At 58.0% G+C, this 19,852-nt stretch carries 17 protein-coding genes and 1 pseudogene; 9 read left to right on the top strand and 9 right to left on the bottom strand.

Annotation, left to right across the window (positions count from 1 at the left end; genetic code table 11):
• Window positions 1-184 (top strand): hypothetical protein (locus H6G62_RS21935; RefSeq protein ID WP_190492888.1); only part of this gene is annotated, 184 nt, incomplete at its 5' end.
• 56 nt (window positions 185-240) lie between these two features.
• On the opposite strand, the gene H6G62_RS21940 is transcribed toward H6G62_RS21935, so the two are convergent.
• Window positions 241-864 carry a site-specific integrase gene (locus tag H6G62_RS21940; RefSeq protein WP_190499154.1) on the bottom strand — a complete coding sequence of 208 codons (624 nt, stop codon included), beginning with the start codon at window positions 862-864 and terminating at the stop codon, window positions 241-243.
• Between the two features lie 540 nt (window positions 865-1,404).
• Between H6G62_RS21940 and H6G62_RS21945 the strand changes: the two genes are divergently transcribed.
• The 4 genes from H6G62_RS21945 (at window position 1,405) to H6G62_RS21960 (ending at window position 5,672) form a co-directional block, all read left to right on the top strand.
• A complete protein-coding gene (locus H6G62_RS21945) occupies window positions 1,405-2,112 on the top strand; it encodes an HAD family hydrolase (RefSeq protein ID WP_190499156.1) in 708 nt (235 codons plus the stop codon).
• A gap of 105 nt (window positions 2,113-2,217) precedes the next feature.
• Window positions 2,218-3,534 (top strand): aspartate aminotransferase family protein, encoded by a 1,317-nt coding sequence (locus tag H6G62_RS21950; protein WP_190499158.1) that lies wholly within the window; start codon window positions 2,218-2,220, stop codon window positions 3,532-3,534.
• Window positions 3,531-4,439 (top strand): inositol monophosphatase family protein, encoded by a 909-nt coding sequence (locus H6G62_RS21955; RefSeq protein WP_190499160.1) that lies wholly within the window; start codon window positions 3,531-3,533, stop codon window positions 4,437-4,439. Before H6G62_RS21950 ends, H6G62_RS21955 begins: the two co-directional genes overlap by 4 nt.
• A gap of 15 nt (window positions 4,440-4,454) precedes the next feature.
• Window positions 4,455-5,672: a phosphotransferase gene (locus H6G62_RS21960; RefSeq protein ID WP_190499162.1), complete on the top strand. Its 1,218-nt coding sequence runs from the start codon at window positions 4,455-4,457 to the stop codon at window positions 5,670-5,672.
• 11 nt (window positions 5,673-5,683) lie between these two features.
• Here the strand turns inward: H6G62_RS21960 and H6G62_RS21965 are convergent, their stop codons facing one another.
• The 5 genes from H6G62_RS21965 to H6G62_RS21985 form a co-directional block, all read right to left on the bottom strand.
• On the bottom strand, window positions 5,684-6,523 hold the full coding sequence (locus H6G62_RS21965; RefSeq protein ID WP_190499164.1) for an SDR family oxidoreductase: 840 nt from the start codon (window positions 6,521-6,523) through the stop codon (window positions 5,684-5,686).
• Window positions 6,524-6,541: 18 nt separating this feature from the next.
• Complete coding sequence (locus H6G62_RS21970) at window positions 6,542-8,656, bottom strand: beta-galactosidase (protein ID WP_190499166.1); 2,115 nt, start codon at window positions 8,654-8,656, stop codon at window positions 6,542-6,544.
• Window positions 8,653-9,720, bottom strand: coding sequence for an alcohol dehydrogenase catalytic domain-containing protein (locus tag H6G62_RS21975; RefSeq protein ID WP_190499168.1), 1,068 nt, complete (start codon window positions 9,718-9,720; stop codon window positions 8,653-8,655). Before H6G62_RS21975 ends, H6G62_RS21970 begins: the two co-directional genes overlap by 4 nt.
• Before the next feature lie 82 nt (window positions 9,721-9,802).
• Complete coding sequence (locus H6G62_RS21980; protein WP_190499170.1) at window positions 9,803-10,498, bottom strand: SDR family oxidoreductase; 696 nt, start codon at window positions 10,496-10,498, stop codon at window positions 9,803-9,805.
• A gap of 21 nt (window positions 10,499-10,519) precedes the next feature.
• Window positions 10,520-11,218 carry an SDR family oxidoreductase gene (locus H6G62_RS21985; RefSeq protein ID WP_190499172.1) on the bottom strand — a complete coding sequence of 233 codons (699 nt, stop codon included), beginning with the start codon at window positions 11,216-11,218 and terminating at the stop codon, window positions 10,520-10,522.
• Between the two features lie 193 nt (window positions 11,219-11,411).
• On the opposite strand from H6G62_RS21985, the gene glk reads away from it, so the two are divergent.
• The 4 genes from glk to H6G62_RS22005 all read left to right on the top strand — a co-directional run bounded on the left by glk (window position 11,412) and on the right by H6G62_RS22005 (window position 15,227).
• Window positions 11,412-12,422 (top strand): glucokinase, encoded by a 1,011-nt coding sequence (glk, locus tag H6G62_RS21990; RefSeq protein ID WP_190499174.1) that lies wholly within the window; start codon window positions 11,412-11,414, stop codon window positions 12,420-12,422.
• Between the two features lie 89 nt (window positions 12,423-12,511).
• Window positions 12,512-13,510, top strand: coding sequence for a PfkB family carbohydrate kinase (locus H6G62_RS21995; RefSeq protein ID WP_242052218.1), 999 nt, complete (start codon window positions 12,512-12,514; stop codon window positions 13,508-13,510).
• Window positions 13,511-13,536: 26 nt separating this feature from the next.
• Entirely contained in the window at window positions 13,537-14,385 is an 849-nt protein-coding gene (locus tag H6G62_RS22000; protein ID WP_347239403.1) for a glycosyltransferase, read from the top strand.
• Window positions 14,386-14,405: 20 nt separating this feature from the next.
• A complete protein-coding gene (locus H6G62_RS22005) occupies window positions 14,406-15,227 on the top strand; it encodes an inositol monophosphatase family protein (RefSeq protein WP_199325176.1) in 822 nt (273 codons plus the stop codon).
• Here the strand turns inward: H6G62_RS22005 and asnB are convergent.
• From asnB to H6G62_RS22025, 3 genes and pseudogenes are all read right to left on the bottom strand, one after another.
• A complete protein-coding gene (gene asnB / locus H6G62_RS22010) occupies window positions 15,224-17,041 on the bottom strand; it encodes an asparagine synthase (glutamine-hydrolyzing) (protein WP_190499180.1) in 1,818 nt (605 codons plus the stop codon). The genes H6G62_RS22005 and asnB overlap by 4 nt on opposite strands.
• A gap of 90 nt (window positions 17,042-17,131) precedes the next feature.
• Complete coding sequence (locus H6G62_RS22015) at window positions 17,132-18,424, bottom strand: DUF2264 domain-containing protein (RefSeq protein WP_190499182.1); 1,293 nt, start codon at window positions 18,422-18,424, stop codon at window positions 17,132-17,134.
• Between the two features lie 745 nt (window positions 18,425-19,169).
• Window positions 19,170-19,852 (bottom strand): annotated as a pseudogene (locus H6G62_RS22025) (hypothetical protein); the annotation flags it as partial.

Raw genomic sequence — 19,852 nt, forward strand, 5'->3', positions numbered from 1 at the left:
CCTCCGCTGGCTCAAGGGTGCCGTCAACAAAGGGCGTCCGTTGCTCCAACCCATCCCCCTGCTCACCGTTGACCCTGAACCCTGCTTTGCCTCTAAAAACGCCGAAGACCAGTACTATGACCGCATCTGGTTCTCTAGGATCCAGTCCATACGATGTCAATTGCCCCCCTGGGAGGCGGCATAAAGATGTGTCAGGCAGTCAGGCGTCTATCTTCTCCTTCTCGGAAACCTCCAGACATCCTACCCCCCAAAAAACAACAACAACGCATCCCCCGCCGCCCGCTGTTCCAGGTTCAGGTAACTGGTCAACGACGCCAAACTGGCATGGCCCGTAATCGCCATAATCTGCCTCAGCGGCACCCCCGCATCATAGAGATGGGTCGCCAGCGACCGCCGAAAGGTATGGGTACTGACCCCCTCAAAGCCCAACAGGTCGCAGGTACGCCGCAACGCCTTATCCACCGCACGGGGGCTAATGTGGGGTCGGGGGGGCCGCTCTCCCACCCGCTCGAAACGATAGCTGCCGCCCTGGCGTTGAATGCGGTACTGCTTCACCGTGGCATTTGTCCAGGGGGCCGCTGGGAAGAGATACCCCGCCTTGGGTAAGGCCACCTGACCGATGGCCCTTTCCAACGGCGGCACCATCACCACCGTCTTCGTGCGGTCGGTCTTGGACTGGTGGATCACAATCTGTCCGGCGCGGATATCTTCGGCCCGCAGAGAACAGACCTCACTAATGCGGCTGCCCGTGTAGTAGGCCAACTGAGTAATCAACGTGTGGGGATAATCCAACTCCGCCCAAAGCTGAGCCAACTGCTCTTGACCCAACACCTCCGCCTGCCCCCGACGGCTTACCTTCGGCATGACCCACCCTCGACGAAATCTGTAGTTCCTATTCTGTAAGAATACGAACTCTAAAACCACGATTTCTCAAGCCTTACACCCCACTACCCCAAAAACCGCCCTCACTATTGAGAATTGCCCCTCGCTGTTGACAGGGCCAAATGGCTGCGTGGCCACTGTCACCTGAGTGAGTGCTAGGGGAGTCATCGTCGCCCACCTCGACAAGACCAAACCTGCCTTGGTGGAGAAGGTGAGCGCGCAAGGCTGATTGAAGTTAGTTCATTGGGTTCATTACGAGGGCTGGCTCAGGTTTCTAATCCTTAGCTCACCCCCTATTCCTCATTTTGTTCACTCGCTACGGGACAAGCTTTCAGCCCCTTACCTTAAGTTTTATCCCTGTACCTTGCGTTATGCCATACCTGTACCCTGCTCATAACACCCTATTCATGCAAAAACGCCCAGCAATATGGATTTCTGTAAACGCTCAGAAAATTAATTTCGGTATATTCTAATTGTGTGCATACCCATTTGGGGTATTCTCTGAACTCAGGTTTTTATTTTATGAAAACACGTCTAATCTTGTTTGACTTGTATAAGACTTTGATTGACATGTACCTCGATGAAGACTCCATCGAGCCATGGTCAAATCTAGCTTTGTTTCTGCGCTATAAAGATATCAACTGCGATGGCGAAGCGCTACGCAAGACCTTCTTTTTGACGATTCAGCAGGAATACCAATCCCGTCTGCCTCAGACTCCCTATCCCGAAATTGACATGGTGACGGTGCTTAGAAAAGCGATTGCTGTGGATCAGCCCGTAGACGATCAGGTGCTGATCGATGCCCTCCAAATGTTGCGTGCTCTCATCACTCAAAACTTCAGTCTATTCCCAGATGTTTTGCCAACCTTGGCCCAACTGAAAACGAAGTATCAGCTTGGGTTAGTCACCAACGCCCATCGTCTCTATGCCGAGGCTGAAATCAAAATGCTGGGGCTGGATCCATGGTGGGACGTTGTTATTATGTCATCGGATCATGGCATTAGTAAGCCAGCGCCAGAGCTGTTTCATCTGGCTTTAGAAAAACTTCAGATTTCCCCCGCCGAGGCCATCTATGTTGGCGACAGCCTCGAGCATGATGTCGCAGGTGCCAGAAATGCTGGTCTAAAGGTTGTTCATATTAGACGAGAATACCTGGTTTCCCACCCTTCTCAGCCACTGCCGGATTGGTCAATAGAATCCCTAGAAGAATTGTTGTCGATTGTTAATTAATTCCGTTCCTGTTAAGAAAGTCCTTAATCTTCGGACAGCCTCCAAGGATCTGCGGTAGATTTGCTAGCGCTAAAGGCAATTTAGATACTTTGGTGCTCTACCGTTATGAATCCTCCTGCTACTATTACCTTCGACGGACGCAAGCAAAACCCTAACGATCCAAATGTGTGCAGCTATTACTTCCTTCCAGACGAACTTAAGGTTGTTCGTGGCGAAGGAGTTTATGTGTACACCGAGGATGGTCGACGCTATCTAGACTGTTCTGCTGGGACTTTCAATTTATCCCTAGGTTATTCCCACCCAGAAGTTGTTGAGGCGATCCGGGATCAGGCTGGTAAGCTCATCCATGTGACCTCGAAATTCCAGACCGATCCCAGTAACGCCTTGGTTCGGGCCTTGGCTGAAGTGGCTCCTCCGGGCCTCACCAAAGTGCACCTAAAAGCCTCTGGCGGCTCGGATGCCAACGAAGGGGCCATCAAGATTGCTCAGCATGTCACTGGTAAGAGCGATGTGATTTCCCTATTTCGGGGTCACTATGGGCAAACCATCGGGATGATTCAAGCCTCGGGTGCCGCGTTCCGCCGCAAGCCGTTCACGGCTCAGTTGCCGGGTATGCTGCATGTGCCAGATCCCGACTGCCGCCGCTGCTTCTACAAGCAGGAACGGGAAACCTGCGGTTTGTTGTGCGTGGAGCGCATCAACGACTTTATCGATTACGCCAGCTCTGGCCGAGTTGCCTGCATGATTTTGGAGCCGATCTCCGGCCTCGGCGGCAATCTGGTGGCCCCTGATGGCTATTTGCAAGCGCTGCGAAAGCTGTGTGACGAACGTGACATCATTTTGATCTACGACGAAATTCAAACTGGCTTCGGGCGCACGGGGCACATGTTCGCCGCCGATTATTTTGGCGTGGCACCCCACATGCTAACCATTGGCAAGGGCCTTGGCGGATCCGGTATGCCAATCGCCGGGATTCTGATGGAGGAACGGCTGAAGGGGGTGGAGGGCTACCACATCAACTCGACCTACGGAGGCAACATTCTTGCTTCGGCGGCTGCCGTGAAGACGCTTGAAGTCATTCGTCGCCCCGGTTTCCTAGAAAACGTGAGGGCGGTTGGCAAGCACATCATGGATCGCCTCAATGCCTTCGCGCCAAAGGTCAAGTTCATTTCCAACATCCAAGGGGCAGGCTTGATGATCGGCGTTGATTTCGTTGATGCCGATGGCAACCCGGACGCCAAGTTGACCAACCACATTGCCAATGTGGCCCAAGACCGTGGCTTGTTAATGAGGACGTCGCTCTACGGTTTCGGTAACGCGATTACCATCCGACCCGCGTTGATTATGACCCACGCAGAAGCGGACGAAATGCTGGATATTTTTGAACATCTGCTGCTAGACGTAGCGGAAGGTCGGGCATGAAGGCGCTCATTCAGGGGTTGTCGCAACGCATTCGCGATGTCGTTCATGAGGGGCGGGGGGATGTTCCCAGCCGCTACCTCAGCGGCATTGCCAAGGGGGGCGATGCGGAATTCCCAGTAGATCGGCTGGCCGAGCAAGCGGCTTGGGACTATTTGCGCGACAGCGGCGCTCCGCTAGCGGTCTACACCGAGAGCGAGGGCCTACGCAAGCTCTGCGATCACCCAAGCCATGTGTTTGTGATCGACCCCATCGATGGAACCCGTGGTGCAGCGGCCAATTTTGAGATGTCTTGCGTGTCGATTGCTGTCGCCCCGTACAGCACCGCGCCCACGATTGGCGATATCGAGTTTGCCATCTTGCAGGAGATCAAGACGGGGAACTGGCTGTATGCAGACGATTCCACTCCGGGCATCGAGAGTGAGGGCTACGAAGGCGGACTCCCGCAACTGGGCACCACCACAGATTTGGAGCGGATGTTCTGGACGCTGGAGTTCAACGGCCATCCCGCCGAGTTGATGATCCGCTGCTATGGCCACCTGATCGACGCCTCGGCCAACCGAGGCGGGGTCTACGTGGTCAACAGCGCCTCCTTCTCGATTTCCCGCATCATTACCGGCCAAATGGATGCCTATGTAGACATCGGCAACCGGCTTCTGCGGGACTACCCGGAGACCGAGGCAGAATTCCGCCGAGTCGGTCACGGCAGTATCCTGCATTTGTTTCCCTACGACATCGCGGCCAGCGTCTATCTCGCGAAACGGGCCGGAGTGGTGATTACCGATGCCTATGGCGAATCCCTAGACAGTACCCTACTGCTGGATATCAGCCCCCTGAACCAGCAATCCTGCCTAGCGGCCTGTACGCCTGAACTGCATCGTGCCTTGCTGGAATCCATACGCTGGTAGATGTAGGGCACCGTTATGACCACGATTCATATCCAAGATGATCGTTCGGCCAGGTCAGATGCTGAGGCGCTTGAGTTTGTCTGCAAGCGCCTCCAGCTAGACATCATCCAAGAAATCCTGGATGGCGGTTCCTCGGCACGGGTATGGCTGGCTGCGAATGCGGCGGGGGAACGGTTTGCGGTGAAGACCGTGCTGGCCCTTGATGGGGTTGTGGATGGTCACGACCTGGATTCCTTCCGACAAAAGGTGGTGCAGATCGAGGCGATCAGGGCCAAGGCTCCCAGCCTGGGGGGCCATTACCTGCCCGTTCTGCACAACATTGAAGGGAGGAACTGGGCCTGCCAAACCACACCCTTTTACCCATCCCAAGACCAGGTGGCTCCACTCCGTCTGCCCGATGGAGAGACCACCTTTTTTGCCCAGTATGAGGCCTATGCCCAGGTCATGTTTCTGCGCGGCTACGGGGCGACTTCGGCAGTAGCCCCCCCTGATTATGTCGAGCGGGTGGTGGTGGGTCGTTTTTTGCGTCGCCTACCCATGCTCACACGGGCCTTGCCGGAGGATCTCGCGGCGGAAACGTTGGTGGTGAATGGCCGACCCTGCCTTGCGCCAGGGGTATTGCTGCCGCGTTTGCTAGAGCAGGCCGCCCCACGCCTTGCCGCCATGGGACCCGCACGACTCGGTTTTTGCGCCCACGGCGATGCCAACACGCGCAACATTCTGATCGGGGAGGGGACGGATTTCCGCGTGATCGACCCCCGTGGTTCGACCGACTCTTGGGACCCGATCTACGATCTGGCCAAAACCCTATTCTGTCTGACCGTATGGGATCCTGCCCTGCGCTTGGGTTTTGCAATTCAGCGGAGTGGCAGCGCGACACTGCCACAGTATGAGGTTGGCTTTCGCCAACCCTTGTATCTAGGTTATCGCACCGCAATCCAACGATTTTTGCCGTTCATTGCCGACCAGCCCTGGTTAATCCCGCTGCTGGCCAACGATCCTGGCTGGCGGGCACGTTTACTGTTGACCCATGACATGCATGTGCTGGCTGAGGCCCCCTGTCGATTGTCTGACCGCAAGCCGAAGTGGGGGTGCGATGGAGCACCGTCGTCGCCCGAACAATTGGCGCTGGGGTTCTATCTGATGGGAACCCTGCTGATCAACGAGCTGGCCGAACAGTTGGCCGAACCGGGGGATCTCGATGACGAGCGCCATTTGTCCTTAATGGTCTAGCAGCAATGATCCTACGGCGATGCCATGCTCCTCAGATCAGCGAGAGCTTCCTCCAATCCAGGCCCCGATAACGAATGTCGGTTACTGCGCAGGATCAGGCGGGGGGGGCGTAATTGGCCACCGGGCAACTCTGCGCTGCGCACCGGCACAATCTCGGTGGGGAGTTGTAAGGCATCGCGGATCCGACTCATCAAGGTATAGCGTGTCATCACCTCGCTACCGCCGAAATGGAGCAGTCCAGAGTAATCCCACAATTGTTCCAGCGCGGGCGCGAGGCTCGGCAAATACAGGGGGGTGCAGACGATATCGGTCTGGGCCAATGTCCTTGCTTTGCGGAAACGCTCGAAGAATCGATCGGAAAACGGGCTTCTGCCATAGACAATGGGGATGCGAACGACTACATGTCTGCTGTCCCTCAACAGATTTTCGGCGGCCACCTTAGAGCGTCCGTACACGGTTAAGGGGGCGGGTGGATCGTCTTCGGTATACGCATCAAGACGACCATCGAAGACATTGTCAGACGACAGATAAACCAACCGGGTGGAGGTACCATGCAGGGCTTGGATCAGCACTTCGACCGATCGCACATTCAGATCGCGGGTAAGCGGTGGATTGGCCTCGCACTGCTCTAGGTCTACCAGACCAGCAGCATGGATCACCAGATCAAACCCCTGTTGCGCCAAGGCGGCCAAGGCGGTCTCGTCGCGCAAATCGATTGGGATGAGTTCCGCCACGCGGCGGGATGAACAAGTCCCGGTCACCCAGTGGCGGGGGGAGAGACCGCTCCACAGCCCGCCGCCCACATAGCCGGAGGCACCGAGTAATAGGATGCGGCGTTGGATTGGCTGCATAGAACGTTGCACAGAAATCTATCGGTCGTTGCTCAATCGCTCAACCCGCACCATGGGCGGGCCTCCTTGGGTGTTGAATTCAAAAATCTCGCCCTGGCGAAGGAACGAGACATCACAGGGATGACGGCTGAGCAGTCGGTCTTTGCCGTAGACCCAGTCGAGAACCACGCCCTCATCGGTCTTCTCATTCAACCCCTTCAAATAGCCAGCCACTAGTTTACCGGCGGCCACGAACGCTACGCCACAGCCACGCGGCGGCAGTACCAACGTCAGGGTCTTTCCATCCACATCGGCGGTAATTCGCAAAGCGTTGTCGCGGCGGCTGAAGAAAAAGACGAACTGGCTCCCGCTCTCCGGCACCATACGTCGGAGTTCAAGGTAATCCTGGTTGCTAGCTGACCGCCGGATACCTGTTAAGCCCGTCAACCAAGTCTCGATGCACTCCCCGATGTCAATCGTGTCGGCGGCAACGACCACCCTAGGGCACGGCGGGTAGGTTATCCCCGACGCGTCGACGGCATCGGCGAGGATGAGGCAGGGATTCATCGCTTCATCCAAATCAGGCAATTCCCCCAGCAGCAACAGCGCCCCACCGCCTTGCACATGGGAGGCGAGCACTCGCTGCACAGACTCCGCCATCCAACGACCGGAGGCGGCAACGATTGGGCCGCTCGTTAGACTATCCGGATCCGTGAGGGCAAAGGGAATATGACGCTGCAAGCAGTAGGTGAGGAACGGGATCAAGGTGTCCGCTGCCGAAGGCGATGGGAGGTCATCGCAAGCAGGCTCCCAGAAAGCCACGGCGGCATAGGATGGATCGAGGCAGAAGTTCAGCCCCGGTTCTGGCTGTGCCCGCGCCAAGCATTCCTCCACAGACTTCAGGAAACGCATCAATAGGGCCATGGGCGGTAGGCTGGGGCCGACTGCCCCGGTCGCCGTGATGGGCGCGGCTTCGCCGTAGGGAGGGGAAAGTACTCTGGGATTGCCCATGCTTTCCGCAAGATAGTCTGGGTCAATAGCCAGATGATCGCCCCATTCGGAGGTAGCACAGGCGGTGTAAACATCCAGCCCGGTCGCGCCGCAGGCCAAACCGAGGAGGGCGGTGTAAATCGGTACGCAGGCATGGGCACAATCGGCCTCCACCCAGGAGAGCGACCAGTTCTCTTCGAGGTTGGGGCCGCGACGGCGGCAGGCCATCAGCACATAGTCGAGGAGGGCTCGGTCTTGGCAAACCACGTTGCCAACCCAGCTCGTATAGGCGTAATGGATGGTGGATGATCTGGCCCCACTCCGCGCCACCCACGAGTTATAGTAATCCCCCGGTCGGGCGCTATCGGGCTTTGGCGGAGCATGGTTGGCGAAGGCCGGAACATCCACGCCAAGGTGGCTAGCCATACGCTCCAATCCCTGCATGGTCGTTTGGGCACTCCAAGCGCCCCAAGCTAGATAGTTGGTCAACGCTTCGACCGGGGCTGGCGTTTGCTTGGTGAGTGATGCCTCCAGGTTGGGGTGAGCACGCTTGAAATCGGCCAAGCCGCAGTCCGAATAATCTAGACTGCTCAAGGCGAGGGCCATTTCGCCGTAATGGCCTTCATTGCCGATTTGGACAGACACAATCGGCCCCTCTGGATAGAGCCACGGGCGTAGCTGATCCCCAACGGCATGGAGCCAATCCTCAGACTCCGCCAAGAACACGGGATCGAAAGGGGAGGGTAGCGCCAATCGCTGGGATCTGACGGGATCGTCCACTACTGATACGGCGGCGCAGAGGGCAGCATCGAGGCTGGGGCTGAGCCGATCTGGCAGGCCACCGAAGGGCAGTTCGGCATGAACGAAGGGGCCGGGTTTGGGCAAGGCGAGAAGTCCGGCGGCCTGGATTTGGCGCAGGAATCCGACCAGATTCCGGTTGCCATCAGCGTCGAACACCAGCACCCGCTCGCTGTTCGCCTGCATCATTTCGTGATGTCGCCAAGGAATGTAGAAGCTCACCACCTCCAATCCAGCCAGCCGCATGGCGCGGAGCTTGGGTAGCCACAACGCGGGGGGATCGCGGTAGTACGGGTATTCCCCAGCTAACAGCAGACACGGTTTGCCGTCTACGAAAAGGACGCCGTCCTCGACCCAGGGCCTCATGACAGCCCCCGTTCGTTGGAGACCAGCAACACTTTCATGGCACCGTAGCCTCCGGTAGCCAACGGCCCAGCGCCTAACAAGCCAAAACCCTCGGCATACCGTTCGAGCGGCAGATCATGGGTGATCAGCGCTTCCAGGGGCAAGTCGTCAGCCAAGTCTAGCGCTAGTTCAAAATCACGGGGAGAATAGGGGCCAGCGCCCACAACGCGCAGCCCTCGGGTGACGAGGGATCTCAGGGCGACCATCGCTCCAACACCCTCGCGTTCGCCCATCACGACCACCGTCCCCCCGTCCTCGATCCGCTCTAGGGCCTCTTCTAGCAGGATGCCCACCGTATCGATAATCACGTCCGGTCTGAGGGCTGTCGTCGGCCCGGCACTAACGGAGACGCGGTTGGGCAAAATCGATCTCGCTAGTTCAGCCCGCTGGGGATCCCGCTCCGCCAGGCTAACTCGGGCACCCTGCGCGGCCAAAACGAACGCACAGAGGGTACCGATTGGCCCAGCTCCCAAAATCAGGATATGGTCACCGGGCCTGGGTGCAGCGGCCTCCAGATTGTTCAGCACACAGGCCAGCGGTTCAACTTGGCTGGCTCGGCGCAGGCTCATCCCGTCTGGCAGGGGGTGGGCGAAACGCTCCGGCAGGGCGATATAGCCCGCCATCGTGCCGTCACAATCCACACCGATCTCCCGTCCTTCCTTAGCTTGGCAGTGGGCTGGCGAACCCCGGCGGCAGGGCCGACAGGTGCCGCAATAGTAGGTGGGGTTGATAACGACCCTGTCGCCGATTCGCAACGAGGACACGGCGGGGCCGACAGCCGCGACTTCGCCGACGGCTTCGTGGCCGAGGATGACCCCGGATACGGCGGGAAAATTCCCAAGCAGGATACCACGATCGGTTCCGCAGACGCCCGTGGCGGCGACCCGCACGAGCACGTCATCGACCCCGGAGATCGCAGGAACCGGACGGGTGGCTAGCTCAACGCCTGCCTGAAGCCCGGTATAAACCAGGGCGGGCATGACGGCGGCTGTATTCGTCGATAGGTTGGAATCAAGGGTGGGCATAGGTCTGTGTCCTAGGAATCCGGGGTTGGCGGCTTCGTTAGCCTGCGGTAGAACCGCAGGGGTTGCCAAGGTGTCTATGGGTTTACCACGGCATCTCCTTGCCTTCAAAATCAAACAAGCGTCCACTTTGGGCAGGCGACGCGGCCTCAATCACCCGGCGTAGGCCCGTGATGCTTTCCTCCGGGCTCAGCGTGGCATCCGGCCCACCCATGGATGTTCTCACCCAGCCGGGGTGCAACAGCAAGACGGAGATACCGTGGGGTTGCAAGTCCACGGCAACGCTCCGCATGGAGGCATTCAGCGCGGTCTTGCTAACCCGGTAGGTGATGTAGCCGCCGCTTTGGTTGTTGGCGATACTGCTCATACAACTGGAAATGACGGCGACTTGACGCCTCCTGCCCCGTTTAAGGTGGGGGAGGAAGGTTTCTACCAGTTTCACTGGAGCCAGGGTGTTGATGGTCAGCACCTCCCTCCAAGCACCATAGTCAAGCGACCCAAAGCCCGGCCCGGCATTGTCGGGATTGACCCCTGCGTTGCAAATCAGCAGGTCGATGGCATCGGTCGCTACAGACTCGGCCAGTCGATCGATGGCCGCGAAATCCGTCACATCCAGGGCCAGCACCGTGACGCGGGGGAACTGGGCGGCGAGTTGGGTTAGGGTGTCGGCTGTGTCGGGAGCAAGACAGGTGGCCAGCACCCGCCAGCCTGCCGCAGCGTATTGACGACAGAATTCTAACCCCAAGCCTTGGCAGGAACCGGTAACGATTACGCTAGGCATAGGCTTTGGTCGGGTAGCGGTTTACCATCGCACACTGCTCCCTTCAAAATCAAGAAATTGTCCGCTATGCCTTTCGAGGGAAAAGCTGTCGAAGACGCTTCTCATGCCCACAATGCTGTCTACTCGGTCAATCGGTGCATCCGGGCCACCCATGTCGGTGGGTACCCAGCCCGGATGCATGATCAACACGCCGATCCCCTGATCACGCAGGTCAATGGATAGGCTTTTCATCGCGGCGTTGAGGCCCGCCTTGGTAGAGCGGTAGATGATGGATCCGCCGTCGGTGTTGTCAGCAATGCTGGCATACCACGTTGACATGGCGACGATCAGGCGGCGATCACTACGCTTGACCTGAGACAGAAAGGCTTCAGCCAACTTCACGGGAGCGCTAGCGTTGATGACGAATGCTTCCAGCCAGCGCTCGTAGTCGAGGGAACCGAAGCGGATGCCGTCATGGTCGCCGAAGATACCTGCGTTACATAGCAACACATCAATGGCTTCGCCCGCCAGCGCATCGGCCAACCGGTCGATGGCGGAGAAATCGGCTACGTCCAAGGCATGGATACTGAGGTTGGGATAGCGCTCGGTCAGACTGTTCAATTCATGGGCCGTCTGCGGGTCTCTGCATGTAGCCAGAATTCTCCAGTCGGCTTCGCCATATTGCCGACAAAATTCTAAGCCGAGGCCACGGTTGGCACCGGTGATGAAGACGGTGGGCATAGGGGTGTCTTGACGATCATCGGTGCATTATGGCATGGGAATTCCCTGATCCCACGATCATGATAAACTTGTTAGCCCTAGGCTCAATTGAGTTGTTTTTTAGCACCATGAAAGCAACCCATGCCAATGATTTCCCTGGCTGGCTGATGGCTAATCAGATCTATCGGCTGCCGATGAATGAAGGAGTCGCAGAGTGACGCTTCTGCTGGCTGGCGACATCGGCGGTACCAAATCTCTCCTCAGTCTCTATCGCTACTCTGCCACGGGGCTCCAGTGCCTGAGTGAGCGGCGCTATCCCTCCGCTGCGTGGCCCGATCTAGCCCCCATGGTGCAAGCCTTCCTTCGGACCCAGGAGGCCGAAGGTTTGGGTAGGCCGGAGGTCGCCTGCTTTGCTGTAGCTGGGCCAGTACGGAATGGCCAAGTCACCCTGACCACGCTTCACTGGCAGCTTGAGGAGCACCGTCTAGCCCGAGACTGCGGCCTGCTCCGAGTGGAACTGGTCAACGACTTCGTGGTGATCATCGATGCCCTGCCCCACCTTCAACCCGCCCAGGTAAGCTCCGTGCGGGCGGGGGCGGCCATGGAGACGGCTCCGAGACTGGTGCTGGGAGCAGGCACGGGGTTGGGGGTGGCCATGGGGGTGCCGACAACCAACGGTCTGATCGGCATCGCCACTGAAGCGGGCCATGGCACCTTCGCCCCCCGCACCGAAGCAGAGTGGCGCATGGCCCAATGGCTCAAGGCTGACCTGGGCGTCGAACGTCTCTCCATCGAGCGGGTAGTGAGTGGTATGGGCCTGGGGGCGGTGGCCCGCTGGCTGCTGGCGGAGCGGCATCCCGTCGGGTCTCGCCCCCCCTGGGCCGCAGACCGAACAGAAGACGACCAAGATTGGCCCGAAGCAGTGGCGGCGGCGGCCCAGGCCGGAGATTCCCTTGCCCAGGAGGCCTTGAACCTCTGGCTGGGTGCCTACGGTTCTGTCACCGGCGATTTGGCCCTGAGCAGCCTGAGCATGGGGGGTATCTGGTTGGCAGGTGGTACGGCGGCTAAACAGATTGAGGGGTTGCGATCCCCGACTTTCCTGGAGCCCTTTCTCGCTAAGGGCCGTCTCCGTGCGGTGCTGGAGCCCGTTCCCATCCAGGCGATTACCGACCCTGCTGTAGGTGTGTTTGGCGCGGCCTGTCGGGCAGGCCTACGGCTGATCTGAGTCTCAACGTAAGGAAAATTTAGGCTAATTGACTTTCTGAATGCCCCATGTAAGATTGTTTTGCTAATTACACCTATGAGTCGCATTCTATGAGCGACAGGCTTTCCCACAGCCCCGATCTGGCGCTATCCCAGGTCTCAATAACGTCGGTTGACGGTAGCGGAATAGACCCATGGCCATCTCGATCCCATACATGGCCCTCTTGTTTAATAAATCTAAACAAAAATAATTGGAATGCGCCGAGGGTTGCAGTGATCGGCCACGTCGAGTGGACTCGAATTGTGCGCGTTGATGATGTTCCGGTGGCTGGCGATGTAACCCATGCCGATCTGGTTTGGGAAGGCGCGGCGGGCGGTGGCGCAGTAGCGGCGGTACAACTGGCGAAGCTGGCAGGCCACTGCGCCTTCTTTACGGCGTTGGGAGATGACTTTGCGGGTCGCAGGTCACGAGCGGAACTCGAAAGTCAGGGAGTTGAGGTATTTGCCGCCCTTCGAGATCAGCCGACTCGCGAGGCCGTTAGCCTAGTGGATGCCACTGGCGAACGCACCACCGTGACCATCGGCCAGCGTCTGCAACCCTGCCCCGACGATCTCTTGCCCTGGGACAGGTTTGCCGACTACCAGGCGATATACTTTGCGGCTGGCGACCCAGAGGTATTGCGGTGGGCGCGATCTGCGGGAAAGTTGGTAGTGACCTGTCGTGAACTACTGACCGCTGCTGCTGCTGCTGTCCCCCTAGATGCCCTGGTCGGCAGCGCCCGCGATGCGGCAGAACGCTACAATCCCAATCTGCTATCACTCCCGCCAAGCCTTATCGTTTCTACCAATGGCGAAGCGGGGGGGTATTACACGTTGTCTGGTTCGCCAGCCTATGCTTACCCGCCCATGCAACCTCCGGGCCCCATTGTGGATAGCTATGGCGTTGGTGACAGCTTTGCTGCCGCCCTGACCTATGGGTTGGCGGCTTTTGCCGACGCAAGGGATGCTCTCACCCTGGCCACCCAATGTGGGGCGTCTAGCGTCGCTGGATTAGGCCCCTACGCGGGTCAGATGAGGCTTATTAAGCAGTCAGGGTGTTATGAATTGTGAAGTCTGAGTCCGGATTCGTTTCTGTCGTGATCCCGGCCCGCGACAGTGCCTCAACCATCCACGAGCAATTGGATGCGCTCAGCCGGCAATCCTATACCGGCAATTGGGAAGTCATTGTGGCTGACAACGGCTCCCAGGACGGTACCCGTGACATCGTGAACGACTGGATGGGGCGGCTACCCAACTTGCGCTTGGTTGATGCGGCGGCGGCTCGTGGTGCCAACCATGCCCGCAATGCAGGCAGTCAGTCCAGTCGTGGTGAGTTGCTGCTGTTTTGCGATGCCGATGATATTGCGGATGTCAACTGGGTCGGCGCGATGGCCGAGGCCCTGGGGCATCACGATATGGTGGGAGGTTGCATTGAGCGAAAAACCCTCAACGACGAGGTTGCCTTGGCCGCTAGGCCGCTGAAGACCTTCGACGGACTGTTAGACAGTTTCGGCTTTCTGCCGTACACGCCGTTCGCCAATGCCGGAATGCACCGGGACGTGTGGCAGCGGATGGGAGGCTTTGATGAAAGCTATCGCTATGGATCCACTGATGTGGAATTTTTCTGGCGCGGCCAGCTTGCCGGGGCCAGCATGGGCTACGCGCCCACCGCCATCATGCACTATCGGCTGCGTTCCGACTTGGCCGGAATTGCTCACCAAGCTTACTGCTACGGTCGCTCCCATCCTCAACTCTTCAAAACGTACCGCAGTGATGGTATGCCCCGGTCAGACCTCCGGCAGGCAGGTAGGGAATGGGGCTGGATCGTGACCCATCTACCCTGGCTCGTCGGCGAAAAGCCCCGCCAAGCCACTTGGCTCTACCGCAGCGCCACGCGGTGGGGAAGGCTCGTCGGTAGTGCGCGTAGGGGCGTGCTTTACCTGTGAACATCCATCGTGCAACGACCATGTCCTATGCCATGAACGCGTTTTTAGTGGATGCCACAGCGGCGGCTCGTGCTGCCGCAGCCGTGATCCTTCGTAAGGCCGATCAACTGAGCTCGCTCACCATTATGAGCAAGGGGCTCAACGATTTTGTCAGCGAGGTGGATCACGATGCGGAGCGGGAGATCGTCAAAATTCTGAGTCAGGCTTACCCTGGGCACTCGTTTTTGTGCGAGGAGGCCGGATACCAAGGCTGTTGCGACAGCGAGTTCACCTGGATCATCGATCCTCTGGACGGCACGACCAATTTCCTGCACGGCTTTCCCCAGTTTGCCGTTTCTATCGCCTTACTGAATTTTGGCTGTCTCGAATGCGGAGTCATCTATGACCCGACCCGTGACGAACTGTTCACCGCCGTCCGTGGCGGAGGGGCGGCCTTGAATGGACGACCGATGCGTGTCACCGAGAAGTCGGGGCTGGCCGGATCGTTGCTGTGCACGGGCTTTCCGCTGTGGTATCCGAGCGATAACAGCACCTATTTCGACATGATGCGCACCATCGTCGCCGAAGGTGCCAATATCCGCCGATGTGGAGCAGCGGCCTTGGATCTCGCCTGGGTTGCCTGTGGGCGCATCGACGGCTTTTGGGAAATGGGGCTGAAACCTTGGGATATCGCCGCCGGGATCCTGCTGATCCAGGAAGCGGGCGGGATTGTGACTGATTTCGCTGGAGGTGGCAGCTCCCTAGAAACCGGGGACATTCTGACCGCAGGCCCGACGTTGCAGACCCAAATGTATGAAGCGTTCTTTCCCTATGCGGATCAACTGCCGATTCGTCGGCCTTAGCTGATCCAGTCCAGCGGGTCCTCGTCTGGGCTAGGCCGAGCTCCGGGCTGTTCCACGAACAGTCGGTGCCAGATAGCAAACTGCATGAGGCCGAAAATTTCCCGGCTGGCACCACCGTTTTTGCGCTGCATCTGAAACAGCGTCGGAAACCCTGCCGTGTTGAACCAGGTATTGATGGCCGGGTTGGCCCAAAGCCGAGATTCGAGCCGATCAAGGAAATCCCCGCTGAGCCATTCGCGGACAGGCACGGCGAAGCCTTTCTTGGGCATGTACAAATGATTTTTGGGCAGATAGCGTTCGGCCCAGCGACGCAGGAAGACCTTCGGACGTCCCCGACTCACCTTGAGGTGATCGGGCAGGGAAAGGCCGAATTCCACGACGCGGTGATCTAGGAAGGGTACTCGGCCTTCTAAGCCGAAACCCATCATCATGCGGTCGGACTTGACCAGCAGGCTATCGGTCAGATCGGTGGCGATGTCAGTATATTGACATCGCTGCAAATGGCTCCAGGACGGTGGAGTGGATTGCCAAGCCTCGATGTAGTGCTGGCGGAAAGATCCCCACTGGCGCGACAACTCACCACCGAGCAAGCACTGGGAAAGCTTGTCCGACCAGTCGCTGCGTGTGCGGAAGCCCCCCGAACCGGGCGCACGCAAGTTTTCAAGCAGCCATCTCCATCGCCCCGTGTAATAGCGGGGATACCCCCCGAACACCTCGTCGCCACCTTCACCGCAAAAGACCACCTTCAGCTCGCGGCTGGCCACTTCGGAGAGCAAGGATGTTGGTAGGCTGGCGTTGTCGCGCATCAAATCGTCAGCGGCCCAAATGGTGTAGGGGATCCGCTTGAAAAACGCCGCTTGGCTCATGCGTATCGACGTATGTTGACTGCCAAAAACTCCGGCGATGCGTTCGGCGGCGTCCAGTTCATCAACCAACCTGGCCCCCTCGAAACCAATCGAAAACGTCCGTACCGGCTTATCCTGAAAACGGGCCAGCATGGCCAGCAAAATCGCTGAATCATTGCCGCCCGACAGAAACAGCCCATAGGGAACATCGGAACGCGCATGTTCTTTGATCACCTGCCCAAAGAGATGGTCGAACTCATCCTCCAAATGCAGCGTTTCCGGTGGGCGCGTCTTCACATGGAATGGGTTCCAATACCATCGTCGGGAAACGTTGAGCTGCCCATCAATTTCGATAATCTCGCCGGGTGCAACGTGCCGGACACCCTGAAAGATGGTCTCCTCGCCGCTGCTGCAATGGTTGTGGAGGAACTGGGAAAGGGCAGAGGGGTTGATAGCAGGCTGTCTTGGCAGCATCGGCAACAGGGCCTTGATCTCCGATGCAAAGACCAGTCGGTCTGGTAGAACAGCGTAGAACAGCGGCTTGATGCCCAGTCGGTCACGGGCGAGAATGAGCTTTTTCCGAACGCTGTCGTACAACGCAAAGGCAAACATCCCGTGTAGCCTATCGACGAAACCGTGAGCATCCTGGGCATAGGTGTGCAGGATGCATTCGCAGTCGGAATGCGTTGCAAACCCTCGGCCCTCAGCTTGCAGTTGCTCACGCAGTTCGACAAAGTTGTAAATTTCACCATTGGCCACTACAGCCAGCCTGTCCTTGGCGTGGAGCAACGGCTGGCGGCCTCCATCGAGGTCGATGATCGATAATCGGGTATGGCACAGCCCGAAAGCACCCTCGAGAAACATCCCCATGCCATCCGGGCCTCGGTGCTGAAGCTGTTCCACCATCGGCTGCATCATCGATTCATCGACAGCGGCACCTCGCAGTACCATTCCGGCTATTCCGCACATGAGTTGATCCCGTTCAATGAAAGGTGAATGGCCAGGGGAATGCGCCTTGCCCCAGTACAGGCCGTTGGTTGGGGCGGGCGGGCAGGGGCTTCAAAATACTCCACTCCATCCGGATATCTGGCTGCGGTCGGCGCGAGGAATTGGCCCATCGGCCCAGTAACCGTCTTCCCGACGCGCCGCGAAAAACCTTAACGCATGATCCGGCAGGGCATCGTCGCGGCCCGCCCACACCTTTTGGGCAGAAAAGGGCACCGGATCGTCGGCCCAGAATGGATCATGGGCGGGCAAACCGAGGGGAAGAAAGGCCAAGGCCGCCATATAAAGACTACCGGTGGAGATATAGTCCTCGGCCAGATACGGCTGGTATCCGCACAGACCGAGTCTCAACCACCCATCCGCGTCGAAGGTTCCCTCCGCACCCATGGTCTTGGCAATGACGGCGGAAAGCGCCGTACGAGCCTGCCCTGGTGGCAATTCATCCGGCAAGCGCTGGAGGCGGGCCTCATTGGCAAGATGCTGGAATGCGCCACAGCGGTACACAACGGAACGGCCTAACGCCGGAAAACTGCCATCCTCAGCAATCAGCCGCTCTAAGACCAGCGCGTAACGGGCCGAAATCTGATCAAACCGCCCCTGCATATCCGCATATTCGGTATGCGTGTCTGATATGGCGGCGAGAATAGTCCGCAATAACGGCTGAATGGAAAAGCTATTGTAGTAGTCCCAGCGAAACTCTGGCCCGTCGCCAAAGGCACCGTCTCCCTTATACCAAAGGTCATGCTGGCGGAGGGCGTAATCGATGCGAACTCGATCATAGTCTTCGCCTATTTGCAAAAAAAATACCTCGATCAAGGCACTGTACAACAGCCAATTGTAATATCCGGGTTTGATCAGCCGAGTACTTTTGAGGGCTTCGACGATATGCCTTCGCGTCGTGGGCTCCGCCTGGAACCACAGGGATGGGCCACGGAGCAGAGCAAGGGCCAGATGGGCCGCGTCTACCAACGGCTGATCGCCGTCCGAGAAATTCATAAAATCCTGCGCCTTGGGATCAACGGCGTTGGCCAGCGACTGCTTTGCCAGGTAAGCCATCTGTGTCCGTGTCTCGCCTTCTGGGGTGCCGTCATCCGCCAACTCCAGCCAAGGTGAAAGCCCCGAGAGCAGGCGCGCAAAACCCTCAAGATGCGAATAGCGTTGCCTCAGGGCCACTAATTCACGAGTCCTCGCCTCAATCGGCATCGCCACTTTGAGCCTGTCCTCAGCGAGTGCGGCCAGCAGGGAATGCGCCATTTTGCTCAATAGATCAACCCAATACGCTCGAGTGGTTGGAGATGGGCAATCGTTAATTCCGGCTTCTGAAGAATACGTCTTAGGTTTAGACATGGTTGTCACTGTAGAGGATGGCGGATCGGGTTAGACCTCGGCCTAGTGTGGAACCCCTTCACTGCCGGATCTTTGGTCTGGCACGCACCGTGATGCATGGTGTTGCATCCCTTCCGGACGAAATTTGCCCCGTCGGTAGGAATGTGACCAGTTGACTGAAACCCCTAGCTGATCCGCAGCGTAAAGCGGCCAATGGGGGTTGAGTAGCAGTTCACGGCCCAGCCGCAACGACACAGCGTGAGCCTCTGACCACAAGCCCAGGCACCCCGGGCTGATGCGTCTCTCAGGTAGGACTCCGGTGGCTTCAACCATCACCAAGCCAACCCCGCCTACCGCCCGCGCCCCGTAATGCACCTGATGCCAATCGGTAGGATGGCCATTCTGTGCAAGGTGCATGCACATCGGCGACATAAATACACGGTTTGGAATGGCCATCCTACGCAATTTCAACGGTTCAAACAAACGAACCATTTGTATTTTTGATAGAGTAAATTTCGAGTATCCTACACTAACTTGAGTTCGGGATAAGCCAAGTACTTCAATAACTTTTGTTTAGACTAATGTCACAGGTAGTGCTTTTTAGTAAGGTTTCTAAAACTTGAACGCTACTGGTAGCGCTTTTCAGAAAATAGTCTTAGCTCGACTTTATCCAATCAGGCGGCATGGCAAAGTAACTCGGTCTAGGTGTCGAAGATAGGGCGAGGGACTTTAACGTACTCCAGGTCATCGGCTCGACTTTATCCAATCAAGCGGCATGGCAGAGTAACTCGGTCCAGGTGTCGAAGATAGGGCGAGGGACTTTAACGTACTCCAGGTCATCGGGTGATGTCTGCAAAAGCCGAGAGGCCCATAGATAGCGACGGACGAAGGCCAAGGCATCCGCGAAGGTCGGGCAAGGCGTCGTGTACCAGGCGGTATGAGGGAGGGGGAAGATAAAGTTGGGGTGCAGGCGCTGGGTGAGGAGCACGACCAGCGAGAACAGGGCCAATAGGGCAGGCGTCGTGCGTTGGATCGCGAAGTCAGACCACTGCCGCTGGGTTTCGACACCAAGATGAGCGCGGACTTCCTGGAAGGTGACTTCGACTTGCCAGCGTTGCCGAAACCAGAGCAAGATTTGGGCGGGTGTGGCCTCCAAATCCGTGCAGAGAAAGGCCTGAGGCTCCAACTGGCCCAGCGGGGCACGGACTAAGACCCAACGAATAGGGACAGGGGGAAGTCCCGTGTGATACCACACGGCGGTTTGCGACACCCACTCTAACGGATAAGGTTGATGACCATACCAGTCCTCCAGGGTCAGGCACTGCCAGCGGGTGGTGGCATTCTCCAAGCGAGTTTTTAGGGTGGGTAAGCGTTGCCCGACTTTGCGGGGACGACCGATGGTGTGGGCGTCCCGGGGCGGAGCGGGTTCATAAAGGGCCGCATCTAAGC

Source organism: Phormidium sp. FACHB-1136, from assembly GCF_014697375.1.
Taxonomy (GTDB): domain Bacteria; phylum Cyanobacteriota; class Cyanobacteriia; order Phormidesmidales; family Phormidesmidaceae; genus Nodosilinea.

Coding starts and splice junctions, on each gene's coding strand:
- H6G62_RS21940 (WP_190499154.1), bottom strand. CDS start 864: ATGCCGAAGGTAAGCCGTCGGGGGCAGGCGGAGGTGTTGGGTCAAGAG.
- H6G62_RS21945 (WP_190499156.1), top strand. CDS start 1,405: ATGAAAACACGTCTAATCTTGTTTGACTTGTATAAGACTTTGATTGAC.
- H6G62_RS21950 (WP_190499158.1), top strand. CDS start 2,218: ATGAATCCTCCTGCTACTATTACCTTCGACGGACGCAAGCAAAACCCT.
- H6G62_RS21955 (WP_190499160.1), top strand. CDS start 3,531: ATGAAGGCGCTCATTCAGGGGTTGTCGCAACGCATTCGCGATGTCGTT.
- H6G62_RS21960 (WP_190499162.1), top strand. CDS start 4,455: ATGACCACGATTCATATCCAAGATGATCGTTCGGCCAGGTCAGATGCT.
- H6G62_RS21965 (WP_190499164.1), bottom strand. CDS start 6,523: ATGCAGCCAATCCAACGCCGCATCCTATTACTCGGTGCCTCCGGCTAT.
- H6G62_RS21970 (WP_190499166.1), bottom strand. CDS start 8,656: ATGAGGCCCTGGGTCGAGGACGGCGTCCTTTTCGTAGACGGCAAACCG.
- H6G62_RS21975 (WP_190499168.1), bottom strand. CDS start 9,720: ATGCCCACCCTTGATTCCAACCTATCGACGAATACAGCCGCCGTCATG.
- H6G62_RS21980 (WP_190499170.1), bottom strand. CDS start 10,498: ATGCCTAGCGTAATCGTTACCGGTTCCTGCCAAGGCTTGGGGTTAGAA.
- H6G62_RS21985 (WP_190499172.1), bottom strand. CDS start 11,218: ATGCCCACCGTCTTCATCACCGGTGCCAACCGTGGCCTCGGCTTAGAA.
- H6G62_RS21995 (WP_242052218.1), top strand. CDS start 12,512: ATGAGCGACAGGCTTTCCCACAGCCCCGATCTGGCGCTATCCCAGGTC.
- H6G62_RS22005 (WP_199325176.1), top strand. CDS start 14,406: ATGTCCTATGCCATGAACGCGTTTTTAGTGGATGCCACAGCGGCGGCT.
- asnB (WP_190499180.1), bottom strand. CDS start 17,041: ATGTGCGGAATAGCCGGAATGGTACTGCGAGGTGCCGCTGTCGATGAA.
- H6G62_RS22015 (WP_190499182.1), bottom strand. CDS start 18,424: ATGTCTAAACCTAAGACGTATTCTTCAGAAGCCGGAATTAACGATTGC.